Origin of the sequence: Saccharothrix hoggarensis, assembly GCF_042678885.1 — a bacterium.
GTDB classification, from domain to species: Bacteria; Actinomycetota; Actinomycetes; order Mycobacteriales; family Pseudonocardiaceae; genus Actinosynnema; species Actinosynnema hoggarensis.
This window is the reverse complement of record NZ_JBHTLK010000154.1, coordinates 1-17114: the sequence shown is the minus strand read 5'-3', so window position 1 is coordinate 17114 and position 17114 is coordinate 1. Positions and strand designations below refer to the sequence as shown.

The window sequence follows — 17114 nt, the reverse complement described above, 5'->3', positions numbered from 1 at the left end:
GGCCAGGGCGGGCCGGACGGCGGCGAACGCGCTCAGCGTGCCCGCCGTGACGACCGCGATCGCCAGCTGGCCCGCCGTGGGCAGCAGCGACGGGCTCAGCTCCACCGCGCCGAGCAGCGCGGACAGGCCCGTGGTGTCGAACAGCCTGGCCAGCAGCCACCCGACCGACCCGCCGAGGACCGCGCCCACCGCGCCCGCGACGGCGCCGGTCAGCAGCGCTTCGAGCAAATTCGCCCAGACGAGTGGTCCGCGGTGCGCGCCGAGGCAGCGCAGGAGCGCCGTGTGCCGCTGGCGTTGCAGGTAGACGGCGCGGTAGGTGGCCGAGGCGACGAACACGGACGTGGCGAGCGCCAGGATGCTGAACGGCAGCAGCACGGCCTCCAGGCCGTTGTCCACGGGTTCGGCGACGATGTCCGCCCTGGTGTCCGCCCGGAACCCCGCGCCGGCCGCCCGCACGACGGCGTCCCGGTCGCCGCCGGTGACGTGCAGCGACTTCGGCGCCGGTGGTGCGCCGAGCTTGGCGGCCAGTCCTTCGCCGACGACGATCAGCGGGTCCTCGCCGACCGAGCCGCGCTTGGTGACGCCGCGGACCACGACGTCCAGGGGCTTGCCCGCCGCGTCGGCCAGCCGCACCGCCGCGCCCGGCTTGAGGCCGTGCTCGTAGGCGGTGACCCGGTCGACCGCGATCTCGCCGTCCGGCGCGGGCGAGCGGCCCTCCAGGATCGGCACCCGGCGCAGCTCCTCGCGGTCCGGCTCGACGTCGGCGGTGGCCCGGCGGTCGGCCGCGCGGCCGTCGTCGAGCAGCAGGTCCGCGCGGACCTCCCGCACCTGGTGCACCCGCGTCACCCCGGCGACCCCCGCCACCCGGTCGGCGGTCGCCTGGTCGAGCACCGCGTCGGAGCCGACGAGCGGGCGGACGACGAGGTCCACGCCGGCGGGCACGACCGGCGCTCCGTCGTTCGTGGCCCGGACCATCGCGTCGCTGAGCATCAGGGCGGCCAGGAGGCAGGCGACGCCGACGACCAGGGCGACACCGGGCAGCACGGCGCGGCCGGGTCGGTCGCGGAACTCGGCGACGGCGAGCCGCAGGGATGTGGGCACAACTCCTCCTCGTGACGCGAACGTCACGACGGTAGGAACCGGGGCCGTCGGCGAGCGTCGGCCCGGGGTAGCACGCGCCGGTCCTACCCGAGGAGGATCTTCGCGTGGAACAGGTGCTGGTGGTGGACCCCGACGGCAACCCGGTGGGCACGGCGACGCGCGCCAGGGTCCGTGCCGAGGGCCTGTGGCACGCGTGCGCGGCGATCGTGGTGCGCTCGCTGGACGGGACGCGGTTGTACGTGCACCGGCGCACCGACACCAAGGACGTCTACCCCGGCCTGTACGACCCGACGTGCGGCGGCGTCGTGGCGGCGGGCGAGACGCCGGACGACTGCGCGGCGCGCGAACTGGCCGAGGAGCTGGGCGTGCGGGCCGTTCCGCAGTTCCGGTTCCGGACCCCGTTCGTCGACGGAACGATCCGCTACGTCGCGCACGTTTACGAGGTGCGCTGCGACGGGCCGTTCGCGCACCAGCCGGAGGAAGTGGCCTGGGGCGGCTGGATGACCCTGGACGAGGTGCGGACGAAGGCGGCGGACCCCGACTGGCCGGTGGTGCCGGACGGTCGGGCCCTGATCCTGGAGTGGTTCACGTGGGCATGATGTTCGCGATGTCGATCCCCGGCCTCGCCCTGCTGCTGCTCGTGCTGGCGGCCGGTGAGCAGGTGTGGCGGGCGGTCCGGCGGCGCAAGGGCCACCCGGTGGTCTCGGCGGCCGCGGTGGACGAGTTCACCACCCTGTTCTCCGGCGGCAAGCACATCGAGCTGCGACAGCGGCAGGTGACGTTGATGCTCGGCGAGGACGAGGAGTCCGGCGCGCCGCCGCGCGGGCCCGTCGACCTCGACTCGGGCGCCGTGCGGCTCGCCGTCGACCCGGACCGGCGGCTCAGTCCCAGGCCAGCGACGCCCGAGTAGCCCAGTACCCGTCGGCCGGCTCCGCGAGGTCCGCCAGCTCCTCCGGGTCCAGCTCGACGTCACGGGACTTCAGGTTCGCGCGCAGCTGGTCGGGGCTCGCCGCGCCGGACAGCACGACGTCCGCCCACGGCTGGGCGCGCACGGCGGCCAGCGCGATCGCGTCCGGCCCCACCCCGTGCGCCTCGGCCAGCTCCCGCACCCGCGGCGGCGGGTCGACGGCGAGCCGGCCGTTGGCCAGGCACTCTTTGACGAACACCTCCGCGCCCGACTCGGCCGCCAGCGCCAGCGCCGGCCCCACCGACGTCTCCAGCACGTTCCACGTGGACTGGACGGCCTCGAACAGCCGCCGACCCTCGACCTCCAGCTCCAGCGCGCGCCGCACCGTGTCGGCCTGGCGCGGGCCGGACGTGGAGAAGCCGAGGCGGACGCCCGAGTCGCGCAGCTCCCCCAGCGCCACCAGCAGCTCCGGGTCGCCGTACAGCGGGCTGTCGTCGGTCAGCGAGTGCACCTGGTACAGCCCGAGGTGGGCGCCGAGGAGGTCCTTCGTCTCCTGCCACTGGCGGGTGAACCGGTCGAGCGAGTGCTCCTTGACCTCGTGCGTGGCCGCGTCGCGCCGCCAGTCGGCGACGTAGGCGTAACCCCACTTGCTGGACACCCGCACGTCCCGGTGCCCGCGCGCGGCCAGCCACGCGGCCAGGAACTCCTCCGACCGCCCGTACGAGCGGGCCGCGTCCACGCGCCGCACGCCCGCCTCGTACGCGGCGTCCAGCACGGCGTGGCACTGCGCGCGCATGGCGTCCACGTCGCGGTGGTCGGGCAGCGCGTGCTCACGGCCGAGGTTGATGTAGGCGGGGCGGCCGAGGGCGGCCAGGCCGAGGGCGAAGTCGGGCACGCCGACACGGTAACCGGCGACCCCGGGAGGCCGCCGGTTACCGTGTCCCGCGGCGAGCCGTCCTCAGGCGTCGCGGCGCAGCAACGTCGCCGCGCCCGCGCCCAGCGCCACCACCAGGTACGCGACCATCGCCAGGCCCGCCTGCACCGGCGACAGCGGCGCGTCGGGCACCTCGCCCGCCAGCTGGGGCGCGAGGACCGGGACCATCACCGAGTACGCCCGCTCGTTCCACGGCTCCGGCAGCAGCAACGTCACCGTGGGCAGCACGAACAGCAGGCCGCACAGCGACACCAGCGCGCCCGCCGTCGACCGGAGCAGGAACCCGAGGCCCAGGCCCACCAGGGCGACCAGCACCATCGAGGCCACGTTCGCCAGCAGGACCGGCGCGGCGTCGCCGAACGAGTCGTACGCCGAGATCGGCCGCGGCCGGTCGCCCGTGATCAGCTCGCCCACCAGGTAGGCCGACAGGGTGGTGGCCAGGGCCAGGACCAGTGACGCGGCGGCCACGACGGCGGTCTTGGCGACCAGGTAGCTCCCCCGGCGCGGCACGGACACCAGCGCGGTGCGGATCATGCCGCTGCCGTACTCCGAGGTGATCGCCAGCGCGCCCAGCACGCCGAGGCTGAACTGGCCGAACGGCACCGCCACGACGCCGGGGTCGGCCGTGCCGAACTTCTGCTGGAGGTCCGGCGGGGACGTGTCCCAGTCGGCCGTCATCAGGTACGACACCAGCGCGCCGACGGCCAGGACCGCCGCCATCGACAGCACCAGGTACGTGGTCGAGCGGACCGAGCGGAGCTTCAGCCACTCCGAGCCCAGCACGTCGGTCATCGGGCGTCCTCCTTGGTGCGGTACTCGACGCTGTCCTCGGTCAGTTCGAGGTAGGCGTCCTCCAGGGACGCGCTGCGCGGCGTCAGCTCGTGGACGGGGATGCCGGCGCGGAAGGCGAGGTCCGCGATGTCGGGCGCGTCGAGCCCGGCGACGAGCAGCGCGCCGTCCTCCGCGCGGACCGTCGCGCCGGCCGCCGTGAGGGTCCGCGTGAGGGCGTCCGACGACGGCGTGCGCAACAGCACGTCCCGCTTGAACTTGTCCTGCAGGTCCCGCATGGACGTCTCCAGGATCAGCCTGCCCCGCCCGATCACGATCACCCGGTCGGCGGTCAGGGCCATCTCGCTCATCAGGTGGCTGGAGACGAGGACCGTGCGGCCCTCGTGGGCCAGGCCGCGCATCAGGTGGCGGATCCAGCGGATGCCCTCCGGGTCGAGGCCGTTCACCGGCTCGTCGAACAGCAGCACGCCGGGGTCGCCGAGCAGGGCGGCGGCCACGCCCAGGCGTTGCTTCATGCCCAGGGACAGCGATCCGACGCGCCGCTTGGCCACGCCCGCCAGGCCGACCTGGTCCAGGACCGCGGCGACCCGCCGGTCCCCGATGCCGTTGCTGCGGGCCAGCACCCGGAGGTGGTCGCCCGCCGACCTGCCGCCGTGCACGGCCCCCGCGTCGAGCAGCGCGCCGACGTGGTGCATCGGGCGCGGGACGTCGGCGTAGCGGCGGCCGTCGACGAGGGCTTCGCCGCTGGTCGGCCGGTCCAGGCCGAGGATCGCGCGCATGGTGGTGGACTTGCCCGCGCCGTTCGGGCCGAGGAACCCGGCCACGTAGCCGGGCTTCACCTCGAACGACAGGTCGTCCACGGCTCTGGTGCCGCGGTACCGCTTGGTCAGGTGCCTTACCTCGATCATGGGCCGAGCGTGCCCGGCGCGGGAGCCCGGCGGATCGGACCCGGGTCCGTGATCGGAGGTCGGACCGTGGTCCGACGCGACCCGCCCGACGGCCGGATACCGTGCCGCCCGTGAGGTCGCGAGTCCTGCGGTTGCTGCCGACCGCCTACCTGTACGTGCTCGACGTGGCCGCCGCGGCGGTGATGGTGCTCGTGTACCTGGAGTTCGCCGAGACCAACGGCGCGCCGTGGTGGCTGGGGTACCCGCTGGCGCTGCTGATCGGGGCGCCGCTCGCGGTCCGGCGGACGTGGCCCGTGGCGGTCCTGGCGGTCGTGGCGACGGCCCAGCACGTGGCCACGGTCGCCCACGTCACGCTGGAGCCGTACGGGGCGACGGCGTTCGCCCTGTACCTGGTGGCGTCGACCTGCTCGCACCGGGTAGCGGTGGGCGCGTTGGCCGCGTCGCTGGGGCCGGCGTGGGTCGCCGTGCTGATCAGCGAGCCGTGGCCCGAGGCCGTGGGGCTGTGCGTGTTCGTGACGCTGGTGGTCGGGGCGGCGTGGGCGTTGGGCCGCACGACGCGGGTCCGCCGGTCGTTCGAGGTGCGCGAGGCGGCCGAGGCGGCGGCCCGGGCGGTCGTCGAGGAGCGGATGCGGATCGCCCGCGAGCTGCACGACGTCGTGGCGCACAGCCTGAGCCTGATCACGGTCAAGGCCGGGGTCGCCGCGCACGTGGCGGCGGACCGGCCCGGTGAGGCCGTGGACGCGCTGCGGGTGATCGAGGACGCGTCGCGCGGCACGCTGGTCGAGATGCGGCGGCTGCTGGGCGTGCTGCGGTCGGAGGACGCGGCGGTCGAGCTGGCGCCCCTGCCCGGTCTGGACGACCTGCCGGAGCTGGTGTCGCGGGCGTCGCCGGCGGGGGTCGCGGTGTCGTTGTCGGTCTCCGGCCGGGTGCCCGACGCGCTCGGGCTGACCGTGTACCGGATCGTGCAGGAGTCGGTGACGAACGTGATCAAGCACGCGGCGCCCGCGTCGTGCGACGTGTCGGTGGTCGTGGACGACGGGTCGGTGGTGGTGACGGTGGTCGACGACGGGCCGGGTGGACGGGCGCCTGCCGGCGGCGGGGGCGGGCACGGGTTGATCGGGATGAGGGAGCGGGTGGCGGTGTACGGAGGAGCGTTCTCGGCCGGTCCGCGCGCCGGCGGCGGGTTCGCGGTGCGCGCCGAGGTGCCGCTGTCGTGATCGACGTGGTGGTCGTGGACGACCAGGCGCTCCTGCGCGGCAGCTTCCGGGTGCTCGTGGACTCCGCGCCCGACCTGCGGGTCGTCGGCGAGGCGGGTGACGGCGCGGCGGCGGTGTCCGTGGTGCGGGCGACGTCGCCCGACGTGGTGCTGATGGACATCCGGATGCCGGGAGTGGACGGCATCACGGCGACGCGCGAGGTGTGCTCGTCGTCGTCGGCGCGGGTGCTGATCCTGACCACGTTCGACCTCGACGAGTACGTGTACGCGGCGCTGCGGGCCGGCGCCAGCGGGTTCCTGCTGAAGGACACTCCCCCGGCCGACCTGCTGGCCGCGATCCGGGTGGTGGCGGGCGGCGACGCCCTGCTCTCACCGTCCGTGACGCGCCGGCTGGTGGCCGAGTTCTCCCGCACCCCCGCGCCCCGCGTGGTGCGGCTCGACGGGGTGACCGAGCGTGAGCGGGAGGTGTTGACGCTGATCGCCCGCGGGTTGTCCAACGCCGAGATCATGCGCGAGCTGCACCTGTCGGTCGGCACGGTGAAGACCCACATCGGCCGCCTGCTGCACAAGCTCCAGGCCCGCGACCGGGCACAGCTGGTCATCGCCGCCTACGAGTCGGGCCTCGTCACCGCCCGCTCGTGAGCCGCCCGGACCCGCCACGCGGGCCGTCCACGCCGCCGCGCCGCCAGGCCGACCGCCGCGTGGGCCGTGCACCGAGCGTGCGCCCCGTCGGCAGCCCCGCACGCGGAACGCCCGCCCAGCCGGGTGGCTGGACGGGCGTTCCAGGCGGGTTGCGGTGTTGCGGCGATGCGGTGTTACAGGTACTGACCGGTGTTCGTCGCCGTGTCGATCGCCCGACCCGACTCCTGGTTCTTGCCGGTCACGAGCGTGCGGATGTAGACGATCCGCTCGCCCTTCTTGCCGGAGATCCTGGCCCAGTCGTCCGGGTTGGTCGTGTTGGGCAGGTCCTCGTTCTCGGCGAACTCGTCCACGATCGCGTCCAGCAGGTGGCGCACCGACAAGCCCGGCTGCTTGGTGTCCAGCAGGCTCTTGATGGCCGCCTTCTTCGCGCGGTCGACGATGTTCTGGATCATGGCGCCGGAGTTGAAGTCCCGGAAGTACAGGACCTCCTTGTCACCGTTGGCGTAGGTGACCTCCAGGAACCGGTTCTCCTCGGACTCCTCGTACATCCGCTCGACCGTGTGCTGCACCATGCCGTCGATGCAGGCCACCGGGTCGCCGCCGAACTCGGCCAGGTCGTCGGCGTGCAGCGGCAGGTCGGGCGTCAGGTACTTGTTGAAGATGTCCTTCGCGCCCTCGGCGTCCGGACGCTCGATCTTGATCTTGACGTCGAGCCGGCCCGGGCGCAGGATCGCCGGGTCGATCATGTCCTCGCGGTTGGAGGCGCCGATCACGATCACGTTCTCCAGGCCCTCGACGCCGTCGATCTCGCTGAGGAGCTGGGGGACGATCGTGGTCTCGACGTCCGACGACACGCCACTGCCGCGGGTCCGGAAGATCGAGTCCATCTCGTCGAAGAACACGATCACCGGGGTGCCCTCGGAGGCCTTCTCCCGGGCCCGCTGGAAGATCAGCCGGATGTGGCGCTCGGTCTCGCCCACGAACTTGTTGAGCAGCTCGGGGCCCTTGATGTTGAGGAAGTAGCTCTTGGCCTCGCGGTGGTCCTCGCCACGGGCGGCGCTGACCTGCTTGGCCAGGGAGTTCGCCACCGCCTTCGCGATGAGCGTCTTCCCGCAGCCGGGAGGGCCGTACAGCAGCACGCCCTTCGGCGGGCGCAGCTTGTACTCGCGGAACAGGTCGGCGTGCAGGAACGGCAGCTCCACGGCGTCGCGGATCTGCTCGATCTGCCGGAACAGGCCGCCGATGTCCTCGTACTTGACGTCGGGCACCTCCTCCAGCACCAGGTCCTCGACCTCGGCCTTCGGCACGCGCTCGTACGCGAAGCCCGCCTTCGAGTCGACCAGGAGCGAATCGCCCGCCTTCAGCGGCGCGTCCATCAGCGGCTGGGCGAGCCAGACGACCCGCTCCTCGTCGGCGTGTCCCACGACCAGGGCACGGCCGATCGAGCTGTCCGCGGTCTCGGACTGCAACACCTCGCGCAGCGTGCAGACCTCGCCGGTGCGCTCGAAGTCGCCGCCCTCGACCACGGTCAACGCCTCGTTCAGGCGCACCGACTGGCCCAGGACCAGCGACGACGTCTCCACCGCCGGCGACACCGAGACCCTCATGCGACGACCGGACGTGAACACGTCCACCGTGCCGTCCTCGAACCGTGCCAGGAACACGCCGTAGCCGCTGGGCGGCTGGGCGAGCCGGTCCACTTCCTCGCGCAGCGCGAGGAGCTGGCTCCGGGCTTCTCGAAGGGTGTCGATGAGCTTCGTGTTGCGCTCGGTCAGTTGGCTGACGCGCTCCGTCGCCTCCGCCAACCGCTGCTCCAGCAGGCGGACGTGTCGTGGGGATTCCGTCAACTTGCGACGCAGCAACGCGATCTCGTCCTCGAGGAACCGGATCTGCGCTGTCAGCTCACCAGGGTTATTGCCTTTGTTCAGCTCGCCGCCCTCATCGGGCCGGCTGCCGGGATGACCGTGCTGCATGTCGGCACCCTCCTCCCGTGTTCGTCCCACAACGGTACCGGCGATCACCGACAAAAGCCGACACCCAGCGAGTTCCCGGGCGTCATGTGATCACACATACCGCCCGCTCGGCCGGACGAGTTGCTCCATATCGGTGTCAGCCGGCACCTACCACCCGCTACCGTGCGTCCCATACCTGTCACACCTGAGTGGTCCGGGCAGTGTCCACTGCCACCAGCGGAAAGTTCTAGGAGAACGTGATGTCCGTCCCGCCGCAGCAGCCGGGTCCGTACGGCCAGCAGCCGGGTCAATTTGGCCAGCAACCAGGCCAATTCGGCCAGCAGCCGGTGCCCGGCCAGCAGCCCGGCGGATACCCGCCGCCGCCCCAGGGCTTCCCACAGGGTGGGCAGCAGCCCGGCTACGGCACCCCTCCGGGCGGCTACGGGCAGCAGCCGGGCCAGCCGGGGCAACCCGGTCAGCCCGGCTACGGCCAGCAGCCGTACGGACCACCCGGCCAGTTCAACCAGCCCGGTTACGGCCAACCGGGTGGTTTCGGCAACCCCTACGGCGCGCCGCCCAAGAAGAGCCCCCTGCCGTGGGTCCTGGGCGGCGTCGGCGCCCTCGTCGTGATCGTCGTCGCCATCGTGCTGATCATGAACCTGGGCGGCGGCAGCGCCAAGGGCACCGCCGAGGCCGTCGTGGCCGAGATGAACAAGGGCGCCGACCTCAACCTCGACAACGTCCGCGACCTGACGTGCAAGAAGGACCTCGAGAAGCTCGACGAGCTGAAGGAGCAGATCGGGGCCGCCTCCTCCAAGGACGTGCCGGAGAAGTACAAGGACATCAAGACGAAGTACACGCTCGGCGAGGTGACCGAGACCGGCGACACCGCCGAGGCGAATGTCACCATCACCTTCACCGGCGTGCCGGAGGACATGAAGGAGTTCATGAAGGACAAGTCCGACACGATCAAGCTGATCAAGGAGGACGGGGACTGGAAGGTCTGCGGGTCCTTCGGCGGCTCCAACTGATCCGGTCCGACGCCCGAACGGCCCGCGCACCTTCTCGGTGCGCGGGCCGTTTTGGCTGTTCAGGCCCTTGATCAGCCCTTGGACGGTCGGCGCTGCGGCCGGGGCGGCGTGACGCCGTCGGCCAGCCGGCGGGTGGTCAGCAGGAACGCCGTGTGCCCGATCATCCGGTGCTCGGGCCGCACCGCGAGGCCCACCACGTGCCACGGCCGCACGAGGGTCTCCCACGCCTGCGGCTCGGTCCAGTGCTGCTGCTCGCGGATCGCCTCGGTGACCTTCGACAGCTGGGTCGTGGTCGCCACGTACACGACGAGCACGCCGCCGGGGATGAGGCTGCGCGACACGGCGGGCAGGACGTCCCACGGCGCGAGCATGTCGAGGATGACCCGGTCGACCTCGCCCTCGTGCTCGTTCACGTCGGCGACGGTCAGCGACCAGTTGCCCGGCCGCTCGCCGAAGAACTGCTCGACGTTGCGGATGGCGTGGTCGGCGTGGTCCTGGCGGACCTCGTACGACGTCACGCTGCCCTTCTCGCCGACCGCCCGCAGCAGCGAGCAGGTCAGCGCGCCGGAGCCGGCGCCGGCCTCAAGCACCCGGGCGCCGGGGAACACGTCGCCGTACATGACGATCTGGGCGGCGTCCTTGGGGTAGATCACCTGCGCGCCGCGCGGCATGGACAGCACGTAGTCGGCGAGCAGGGGCCGCAGCGCGAGGAACGACGTGCCGCCCACGGACACCACCACGGAGCCCTCGGGCTGCCCGATCAGCTTGTCGTGCGACAACGCGCCGCGGTGGGTGTGGTACTCCTTGCCCGGTTCGAGCACGATCGTGTAGTGCCGTCCCTTCGGGTCGGTCAACTGCACCCGGTCTCCCGGCTGGAACGGACCACTGGCGGTGCTCACCGCGGCGAACCTCCTGCTAAAACGCGCGTCAACAGCGCACGATGGTCGCACGGTGGTCCGGCGGCGCCCTTGGCGGCCTCCTGGCGCGACCCCTCGACGCGCCACGCCGCGAAGATCAGCGCCGGGCGGACCGCCTGCCCGCCGCGACAGCTTCGACGACCGAGTGGTAGACCGGCCAGCCGAGCAGCCAGATCCCGCCGACGAGGGTCATGCCGGACATCTGCCCCCACAGCGCCTGTGTGCGCTCCGGCGTGCCGACGACGTGCATCAGCAGCAGCATCACCCCGCACGCGATCGCCCACGCGATCGCGAACTTCCCCCACTCGCGCCACTCGTGGCGCACCCTCTCCGGCCCCTTCCTCGGCGGCTTGACGGGCGGCGGACCGCCCGCGAACCGGTGGGCGACCCGCTGGTCGGCCCACCGGAGCATGGAGTGCCCGAACGCCACGCTCACCCCCAGGTAGACCGCCGCGAGCCCGTGCGCCGTCGTCGCCTCTCCCCCCGACCGCAGGTCGAACACGGTCGCGACGAGCAGCACCACGTCCACCACCGGCGTGCAGACCAGGAGGGCCGCGCCGAGCCGGCGCATGTTCAGCGCGTACCGGGCCAGCAGCCCGGAGCCCAGGACGACCCAGAACCCGACCTCGCACGCCACGATGACGAAGACCAACGGATCGACCACGTGCTCCAGCCTGCGCGTCGGGGCGGCCCCGGCGCGTCGTCGGGCCGACCCACGGCGGGTCATCAGTTCGTAGGACGCCCGGCGCGCGGCCCTGTGCTGTGATGACGGGGTGGAGCTCCGCCGAACGCACCGCGACGTGCTGGTCGCGGTGGCGTTCTTCACCGTGGGGCTGGCGGTCAACTGGCTCGGCATGGACCTGGTGATGGGCGGTCCGGACTCGGCCACCCCGTTCTGGACGAGGTTCGCGATCCTCACCGCGGCGTGCGTCGGCCAGGCGTTCCGCCGGTCCGCGCCCGTGGTGGCGCTGGTCGTCGTCGCCTCGGCCACGGCGGTCGACCTGCACTTCGGGTTGAGCATGCCGGTGGTGATGGTGGCCATCGACGTGCTGTTCGTGACCGCGCTGCACGGCCCGCGCCGGCTGCACCGGGTGCTCGTCGGCGTCGTGGCCGCGGCGACGGTGGGCGTGGCCGGGGCGGTCGCCGTGGTGGGCGACTGGCGGCTGTCGTTCTACGCCGGGTTGCAGGTGTTCTCGCTGCTGGTGGTGCCGGTGTGGTGGGCGACGAACGTGCGGCAGCACCGGGAGAGCGCCGAGCAGATCGCGTTGATCTCCGAGCTGGACCGGCGGGCGGCGGTGAACGCGGAGCGCAACCGGATGGCCCGCGACCTGCACGACGTGGTCGCCGGGCACCTGTCGGCGATCGCGATCCAGTCCGAGGCGGTGCTGTCGATGCGCGAGGGCGACCCGGAGACGGTGCGCGCGGTGCTGCGGTCGGTGCGCGAGAACAGCGTGCGGTCGCTGGACGAGATGCGGATGATGATCGACGTGCTGCGGGCGGACGAGCCGGTGGACGAGCCGGTCGCGGTGCGGCTGGCCGACGTCGGCAGGCTGGTCGAGTCGGCCGCCGCGGGCGGGCTGGACGTGGAGCTGCGCGGCGCGGACGTGACCGGGCTGCCGGTGGCGGTGGACGTCGCGGCGTACCGGATCGTGCAGGAGGCGTTGACGAACGCGCTGAAGCACGCGCCGGGCGCGCGCACGTCGGTGGTGGTGGAACGGCAGGTCAGGCGGCTGGTGGTGGTCGTGCGCAACTCGGTGGGAGGGCGCACGGGGCCGCCGGGCGGGCCGGGTGGGTCGGGGACGGGGTTGGTGAGCATGGCGGAACGCGCGCACGTGGTCGGCGGGACGTTCGACGCGGGTCCGGACGGCGACGGCGAGTGGGTCGTGCGGGCGGAGCTGCCGCTGTGATCCGGGTGGTGGTGGCCGACGACCACGCGGCGATCCGCGCCGGCCTGGTGATGATCCTCAGCGGCGCGGACGGCATCGAGGTCGTCGGCGAGGCGGGTGACGGCGCGGCGGCGGTGCGGCTGGCGGAGCGGGAGCGGCCTGACGTCGTGCTGATGGACATCCGGATGCCCGGTGTCGACGGCATCGAGGCGACGCGGCGGCTCAGCGGCGTGTGCGAGGTGCTGGTGCTGACCACGTTCGACCTGGACGAGTACGTGCGCGGCGCGTTGCGGGCCGGCGCGGCGGGGTTCCTGCTGAAGTCGGTGGAGGCGCCGGCGCTGGTGGAGGCGGTGCGGCAGGTCGCGGCCGGTGACGGCGTGCTCGCGCCGAGCGTGACGCGGCGGGTGATGCGGGAGTTCGCCTCGGCCGCGCCCCGGTCGCGCCCGGCGGCGCTGGACTCGTTGACCGACCGCGAGGTCGAGGTGCTCCGGTGCCTCGGTGAAGGGCTGTCGAACCACCAGATCGGGCGAAAGCTGCACATCGGCGAGACGACGGTGAAGACGCACGTGTCGCGGGTGCTGACGAAGCTGGGCCTGCGGTCGCGGGTGCAGGCGGCGATCCTGGCGCAGGACGCCGGGCTGCTCAGCGGCGGTCCAGCGCTGCCTTGAGGTCCTCGCGGCGCAGCACGCCCGCGGGCCGGCCTTCGAGGTCGACGACCAGGTACTCCCAGGCGGCGGTGCCCTGCACGCGTTCCACCACTTCGGCGCCGCTCTCGTTCTCCAGGAGCACGGTCTCCGGCCGGATCGGCACGGCCGCCTGCTCCGCCGGGGCGTGCGGCGACGTGCCGGCCAGTCGGCGCGCCATCTCCCGGTCCAGCAGCCCGGCGGCGACGCCGTCCGCGCGGACCAGGACGACGCCCCGGCCGGCGGAGGCGGTGAGCGCGCCCGACACGGGGCTCTCGGCGGGCAGTTGCAGCACGGGCCGGACCAGCTCGCCGAGCGTGAGGCCGTCCGGCCAGGTGCTGCGGCGCTCGGCGGCCACCTCGCCGCGCGCGCCGGCCAGCACGAACCAGGCGGTCAGCAGGCACACGCCGAACCTGATCCAGCGGTCCTCGGCGCCGTCCAGCACGCCCCAGACGGCCCAGGCGACGAGCAGCGCCGCCACGGCCCCGCCACCGACCACGGCCGCCTTCGTGCCCGACGCGCGGCGTCCCGTGGCGGCCCACACGCCCGCCCGCAGGATGCGCCCGCCGTCCAGCGGCAGGCCGGGGAGCAGGTTGAACACGGCGACGGCGGCGTTGGCGAACGCGGTCTGGGCGATCAGCAGCCAGATCGCGTCGGGTTCCGGGAACGTCGAGGCGGCGAGCGCGAACGCGCCGGCCAGGATGGTCGAGACGACCGGTCCGGCGACGGCGATGGCGCCCTCGTGGCCGGGCCGGGTCGGCGTGCGCATCACCTCGGACACGCCGCCGAGCAGGAACAGGCGCAGCCGGCGGACGGGCAGGCCGAGGCGCAGCGCGACCAGGCTGTGGCCGAGTTCGTGGGCCAGGACCGAGAGGCCGAGGAAGACCGCGAACGCGGCCGCGAGGAGGACGCCGGTGAGCCCGCCCGTGCCGGGCGCGATGCGACCGACCAGCGGCGCGTAGAGGACGACGATCGCCGCCGAGCCGAGCCACCACGACGGCGACAGCAGCACCGGTATCCCGGCCACGCGGAACAGCGGCAGCCCGCCGTCCCGGCCGACCTGCCGCCGCCAACTCCCCGTCGTCGCCACGTCCAGAGCCTAGGGCGCGGGGTGTATCAGGACTGTGTTGAATCGCCGTCGCGCGCCGCGCCGGGAGCGCGGGACCGGACCCTGGCGCGCAGGCCGTCGAGGATGAGGTCGAGGCCGTACCCGAGCGCCCCGTCCCGCGCGCCGCCGCGGGCCGCGTCCGTCGCGTCGGCCAGCGCGGCCTTGATGGCGGGGTACCGGTCGCCCCGCTCGCGCACCACCTCGGTCAGGATCTCGGCGAACCGCGTGCCGGTGTCGCCGCCGGGCTTGGTCGCCACCTGCTGGGCGATGTTGCGGACGTGACCCGCGAGGACGGCGAGCACGTCCATCCGCTCCGCGCCGCCGAGGCCGGTGCCGTCGAGGAGGGCCAGGGCGGCTTCCATCCACGCCAGCTCGTGCGGCCCGACGACGCGTGGACCGGTGGTGGCCTCCAGCACCCACGGGTGCCGCAGGAAGCCGGGCAGCAGCGCCAGCGCCCACCCGCGCAACCGGTCGCACCGGTCGTCGGCGGTGGGAGGTGCCGTGCCGTCGGGGGCGGCGTGGGTCGACAGGGGGGCCGTGACGTCGGCGGGCGGTGCGCCTATCGCGAGGTCCGCCATGAGCGCGACCAGCTCGGCCTTGCCCGGCACGTACCGGTAAAGCGACATCTTGGTGAAGCCGAGGTCCGCGGCGACGCGCTGCATCGAGACGGCGGCGAGCCCTTCGGCGTCGGCGATCGCGATGCCGGCACGGGCGATGCGGTCGTGGGTGAGCGCGGGCTTGGGGCCGCGGCGAGGCCCCGGGCGGTCTCCCCACAGGAGGTCGAGGGTGCCCGCCAGGTCCATCGACACCTCCGGTGTTGCCCACGCCCGAAAACTGTGTCTACAGTACACAAAAAACAACTGCTTCCGGTGGACACAATTAGGGGTGGGCGATGGCGGGCAAGCGGATCCTGATCTCCGGTGCGAGCGTCGCGGGACCGGCGCTGGCGCACTGGCTGGCGCGCCACGGCTTCGAGCCGACCGTCGTCGAGATCGCCCCTGCCCTGCGCGGCGGCGGCGCGGCGGTGGACTTCCGCGGCGAGACCCACCTGACCGTGCTCGACCGCACGGGCGTGCTGGAACGGCTGCGCGAGGTCCAGACCGGCGGCAGCCCCATGACGTTCGTCGACGAACGGGGTCGCACGGTGCTCCACCTGCCCGCGGACTTCGCGGGAGGCGACGTCGAGGTGCTGCGGTCGGACCTCTCGCGGGTGCTCTACGAGCACAGCGAGGACCGCGCCGAGTACGTCTTCGGCGACTCGGTCGCCGCGTTGGCGGAGACCCCCGACGGCGTCGACGTGACGTTCGCGTCCGGGGCGCAGCGCACGTTCGACCTGGTCGTCGGCGCCGACGGCATCCACTCGGGCGTCCGCGGACTCGTGTTCGGGCCGGAGGAGCGGTTCGTCAGCCACCTGGGCTACTACGTCGCGAGCTGGGACCTGCCCGACGACCTCGGCATCGAGCCGGAGTCGGTGAGCTACAACGTGCCCGGACGGCTCGTCTCCACCAGCGGCGGCCCGGACCGGCCGAGCGCGTTCGTGGCGTTCCGGTCGCCCCGCCTCCGGTACGACCGGCGCGACGTGGCCGCGCAGCGCGCGCTGCTCACCGAGGCGTTCGCCGGGGTGGGGTGGCGGACACCGCGCCTGCTGGCGTCGTTGGAGCGGACGGCGGAGCTGTACTTCGACTCGATCAGCCGCGTGGACGTCCGCCCGTGGTCGAAGGGCCGCGTCGCGCTGGTCGGCGACGCCGCGTGCGGCGCCACGATCGGCGGCATGGGCACCGGGACCGCCGTCGTCGGCGCGTACGTGCTGGCGGGCGAGCTCGCCGCGGCGGGCGGGGACCACCGGACGGCGTTCCGGCGCTACGAGGACCGGATGCGCCCCTACGCGGAACGGTGCCAGAAGGGCGGCGACCGCGCGGGCAGGTTCCTCGCGCCGCCGAGCCGGTTCTCCCTGGCGATGCGCAACGGCCTGCTCGGCAACCGGTTCCTGCTCGGCCTGATGCTCCGGGCGGGCAAGGGCATCGGCAGCCGGATCGACCTCCCCGACTACGCGCCCGCCGTGACGTGATCGCGCGCGGTTCGGACCTGATCTTGTCGGACCCTTGGCCTATGGTTCTGGGCCATGGCAGTGCCGACGATCACCGAGCGCCCCGTGCGCAGGCCAGCGCTGTCGCCCTCGCGCGCGGGCGACTTCAAGCAGTGCCCGCTGCTCTACCGGTTCCGGGCCGTCGACCGGCTGCCGGAGAAGCCGACCAGGGCGCAGGTGCGCGGCACGGTGGTGCACGCGGTGCTGGAGGACCTGTTCGCGCTGCCCGCCGCCGAGCGGGTGCCGGAGGCGGCGCGGGCGCTCGTGGGCCCGGCGTGGGAGCGGGTGCGGGCCGAGCGGCCGGAGTTCGCCGAGCTGTTCGCCGAGGGCGACCCGGAGCAGGAGGAGTGGCTGGCCTCGGCGGAGGGCCTGCTGGACGGCTACTTCGGGCTGGAGGACCCGCGCCGGTTCGACCCGGACGCCCGTGAGCTGCTGGTGGAGTGGGAGCTGCCGTCGGGCGTGCTGCTGCGCGGGTACATCGACCGCGTGGACGTGGCGCCGACCGGCGAGATTCGCGTGGTGGACTACAAGACGGGCGCCGCGCCGCGCGAGATCGGCGAGGCCAAGGCGTTGTTCCAGATGAAGTTCTACGCGCTGGTGCTGTGGCGGCTGCGGGGCGTGGTGCCGCGCCAGCTGCGGCTGATGTACCTGGCCGACCGGCAGGCGCTGGCCTACCAGCCGGACGAGGCGGAGCTGGCCCGGTTCGAGCGCACGCTGGAGGCGATCTGGGACGCCATCCTGCGGGCGGCGAAGTCCGGCGACTTCCGGCCGAACCCGAGCAGGCTGTGCGACTACTGCGACCACAAGGCGCTGTGCCCGGCGTTCGACGGCACGCCGCCGCCGTACCCGGGCTGGCCGGAGCCGGACGCGGGCGTGGAGACCGTGCTGGACCGGGCGGACTAGCGCGTGTTTCAGATGTGGCGTAGCCAAATGTTGATGGCGGCGACGTGGACG

18 protein-coding genes are annotated in these 17114 nt (G+C 73.4%); 9 read left to right on the top strand and 9 right to left on the bottom strand.

The window, feature by feature from the left end:
• Positions 1-1101 (bottom strand): FtsX-like permease family protein (locus ACFQ3T_RS24785; protein ID WP_380726385.1); only part of this gene is annotated, 1101 nt, incomplete at its 3' end.
• Between the two features lie 104 nt (positions 1102-1205).
• Between ACFQ3T_RS24785 and ACFQ3T_RS24780 the strand changes: the two genes are divergently transcribed.
• Positions 1206-1700 (top strand): NUDIX hydrolase, encoded by a 495-nt coding sequence (locus ACFQ3T_RS24780; protein WP_380726383.1) that lies wholly within the window; start codon positions 1206-1208, stop codon positions 1698-1700.
• A gap of 8 nt (positions 1701-1708) precedes the next feature.
• Positions 1709-2011 carry a DUF6191 domain-containing protein gene (locus tag ACFQ3T_RS24775; RefSeq protein ID WP_380726381.1) on the top strand — a complete coding sequence of 101 codons (303 nt, stop codon included), beginning with the start codon at positions 1709-1711 and terminating at the stop codon, positions 2009-2011.
• Here the strand turns inward: ACFQ3T_RS24775 and ACFQ3T_RS24770 are convergent.
• The 3 genes from ACFQ3T_RS24770 to ACFQ3T_RS24760 form a co-directional block, all read right to left on the bottom strand.
• Complete coding sequence (locus ACFQ3T_RS24770; RefSeq protein ID WP_380726379.1) at positions 1983-2903, bottom strand: aldo/keto reductase; 921 nt, start codon at positions 2901-2903, stop codon at positions 1983-1985. The two genes, ACFQ3T_RS24775 and ACFQ3T_RS24770, sit on opposite strands and share 29 nt — an antisense overlap.
• A 63-nt stretch (positions 2904-2966) precedes the next feature.
• Positions 2967-3734, bottom strand: coding sequence for an ABC transporter permease (locus tag ACFQ3T_RS24765; protein WP_380726377.1), 768 nt, complete (start codon positions 3732-3734; stop codon positions 2967-2969).
• A complete protein-coding gene (locus tag ACFQ3T_RS24760) occupies positions 3731-4639 on the bottom strand; it encodes an ABC transporter ATP-binding protein (RefSeq protein WP_380726375.1) in 909 nt (302 codons plus the stop codon). The genes ACFQ3T_RS24765 and ACFQ3T_RS24760 overlap by 4 nt, the downstream gene beginning before the upstream one ends.
• 110 nt (positions 4640-4749) lie before the next feature.
• Between ACFQ3T_RS24760 and ACFQ3T_RS24755 the strand changes: the two genes are divergently transcribed.
• A complete protein-coding gene (locus ACFQ3T_RS24755) occupies positions 4750-5856 on the top strand; it encodes a sensor histidine kinase (protein WP_380726374.1) in 1107 nt (368 codons plus the stop codon).
• Complete coding sequence (locus ACFQ3T_RS24750) at positions 5853-6497, top strand: response regulator (RefSeq protein ID WP_380726372.1); 645 nt, start codon at positions 5853-5855, stop codon at positions 6495-6497. Before ACFQ3T_RS24755 ends, ACFQ3T_RS24750 begins: the two co-directional genes overlap by 4 nt.
• Before the next feature lie 173 nt (positions 6498-6670).
• On the opposite strand, the gene arc is transcribed toward ACFQ3T_RS24750, so the two are convergent.
• Positions 6671-8470 carry a proteasome ATPase gene (arc, locus tag ACFQ3T_RS24745; RefSeq protein ID WP_380726370.1) on the bottom strand — a complete coding sequence of 600 codons (1800 nt, stop codon included), beginning with the start codon at positions 8468-8470 and terminating at the stop codon, positions 6671-6673.
• Between the two features lie 239 nt (positions 8471-8709).
• Between arc and ACFQ3T_RS24740 the strand changes: the two genes are divergently transcribed.
• Positions 8710-9480 (top strand): Rv0361 family membrane protein, encoded by a 771-nt coding sequence (locus tag ACFQ3T_RS24740; protein ID WP_380726368.1) that lies wholly within the window; start codon positions 8710-8712, stop codon positions 9478-9480.
• Positions 9481-9551: 71 nt separating this feature from the next.
• Here the strand turns inward: ACFQ3T_RS24740 and ACFQ3T_RS24735 are convergent, their stop codons facing one another.
• Entirely contained in the window at positions 9552-10379 is an 828-nt protein-coding gene (locus tag ACFQ3T_RS24735) for a tRNA (adenine-N1)-methyltransferase (RefSeq protein WP_380726366.1), read from the bottom strand.
• 115 nt (positions 10380-10494) lie between these two features.
• Positions 10495-11061, bottom strand: a complete 567-nt coding sequence (locus ACFQ3T_RS24730; protein ID WP_380726364.1) for a hypothetical protein — start codon at positions 11059-11061, stop codon at positions 10495-10497.
• A 109-nt stretch (positions 11062-11170) separates the two neighbouring features.
• Here ACFQ3T_RS24730 and ACFQ3T_RS24725 point away from each other — a divergent pair, with 109 nt between their 5' ends.
• Together ACFQ3T_RS24725 and ACFQ3T_RS24720 are read left to right on the top strand one after the other, a co-directional pair.
• Positions 11171-12304 carry a sensor histidine kinase gene (locus ACFQ3T_RS24725; protein WP_380726362.1) on the top strand — a complete coding sequence of 378 codons (1134 nt, stop codon included), beginning with the start codon at positions 11171-11173 and terminating at the stop codon, positions 12302-12304.
• A complete protein-coding gene (locus ACFQ3T_RS24720; RefSeq protein WP_380726360.1) occupies positions 12301-12951 on the top strand; it encodes a response regulator in 651 nt (216 codons plus the stop codon). Before ACFQ3T_RS24725 ends, ACFQ3T_RS24720 begins: the two co-directional genes overlap by 4 nt.
• Here the strand turns inward: ACFQ3T_RS24720 and ACFQ3T_RS24715 are convergent.
• Both ACFQ3T_RS24715 and ACFQ3T_RS24710 read right to left on the bottom strand, forming a co-directional pair.
• On the bottom strand, positions 12926-14056 hold the full coding sequence (locus ACFQ3T_RS24715; protein ID WP_380726358.1) for a site-2 protease family protein: 1131 nt from the start codon (positions 14054-14056) through the stop codon (positions 12926-12928). The genes ACFQ3T_RS24720 and ACFQ3T_RS24715 overlap by 26 nt on opposite strands.
• 26 nt (positions 14057-14082) lie before the next feature.
• On the bottom strand, positions 14083-14877 hold the full coding sequence (locus tag ACFQ3T_RS24710) for a TetR/AcrR family transcriptional regulator (RefSeq protein ID WP_380726356.1): 795 nt from the start codon (positions 14875-14877) through the stop codon (positions 14083-14085).
• An 89-nt stretch (positions 14878-14966) separates the two neighbouring features.
• Here ACFQ3T_RS24710 and ACFQ3T_RS24705 point away from each other — a divergent pair, with 89 nt between their 5' ends.
• Both ACFQ3T_RS24705 and ACFQ3T_RS24700 read left to right on the top strand, forming a co-directional pair.
• Complete coding sequence (locus tag ACFQ3T_RS24705; RefSeq protein WP_380726354.1) at positions 14967-16142, top strand: FAD-dependent monooxygenase; 1176 nt, start codon at positions 14967-14969, stop codon at positions 16140-16142.
• 54 nt (positions 16143-16196) lie between these two features.
• Positions 16197-17063 carry a RecB family exonuclease gene (locus tag ACFQ3T_RS24700; protein WP_380726352.1) on the top strand — a complete coding sequence of 289 codons (867 nt, stop codon included), beginning with the start codon at positions 16197-16199 and terminating at the stop codon, positions 17061-17063.
• Positions 17064-17114: the final 51 nt, after the last annotated feature.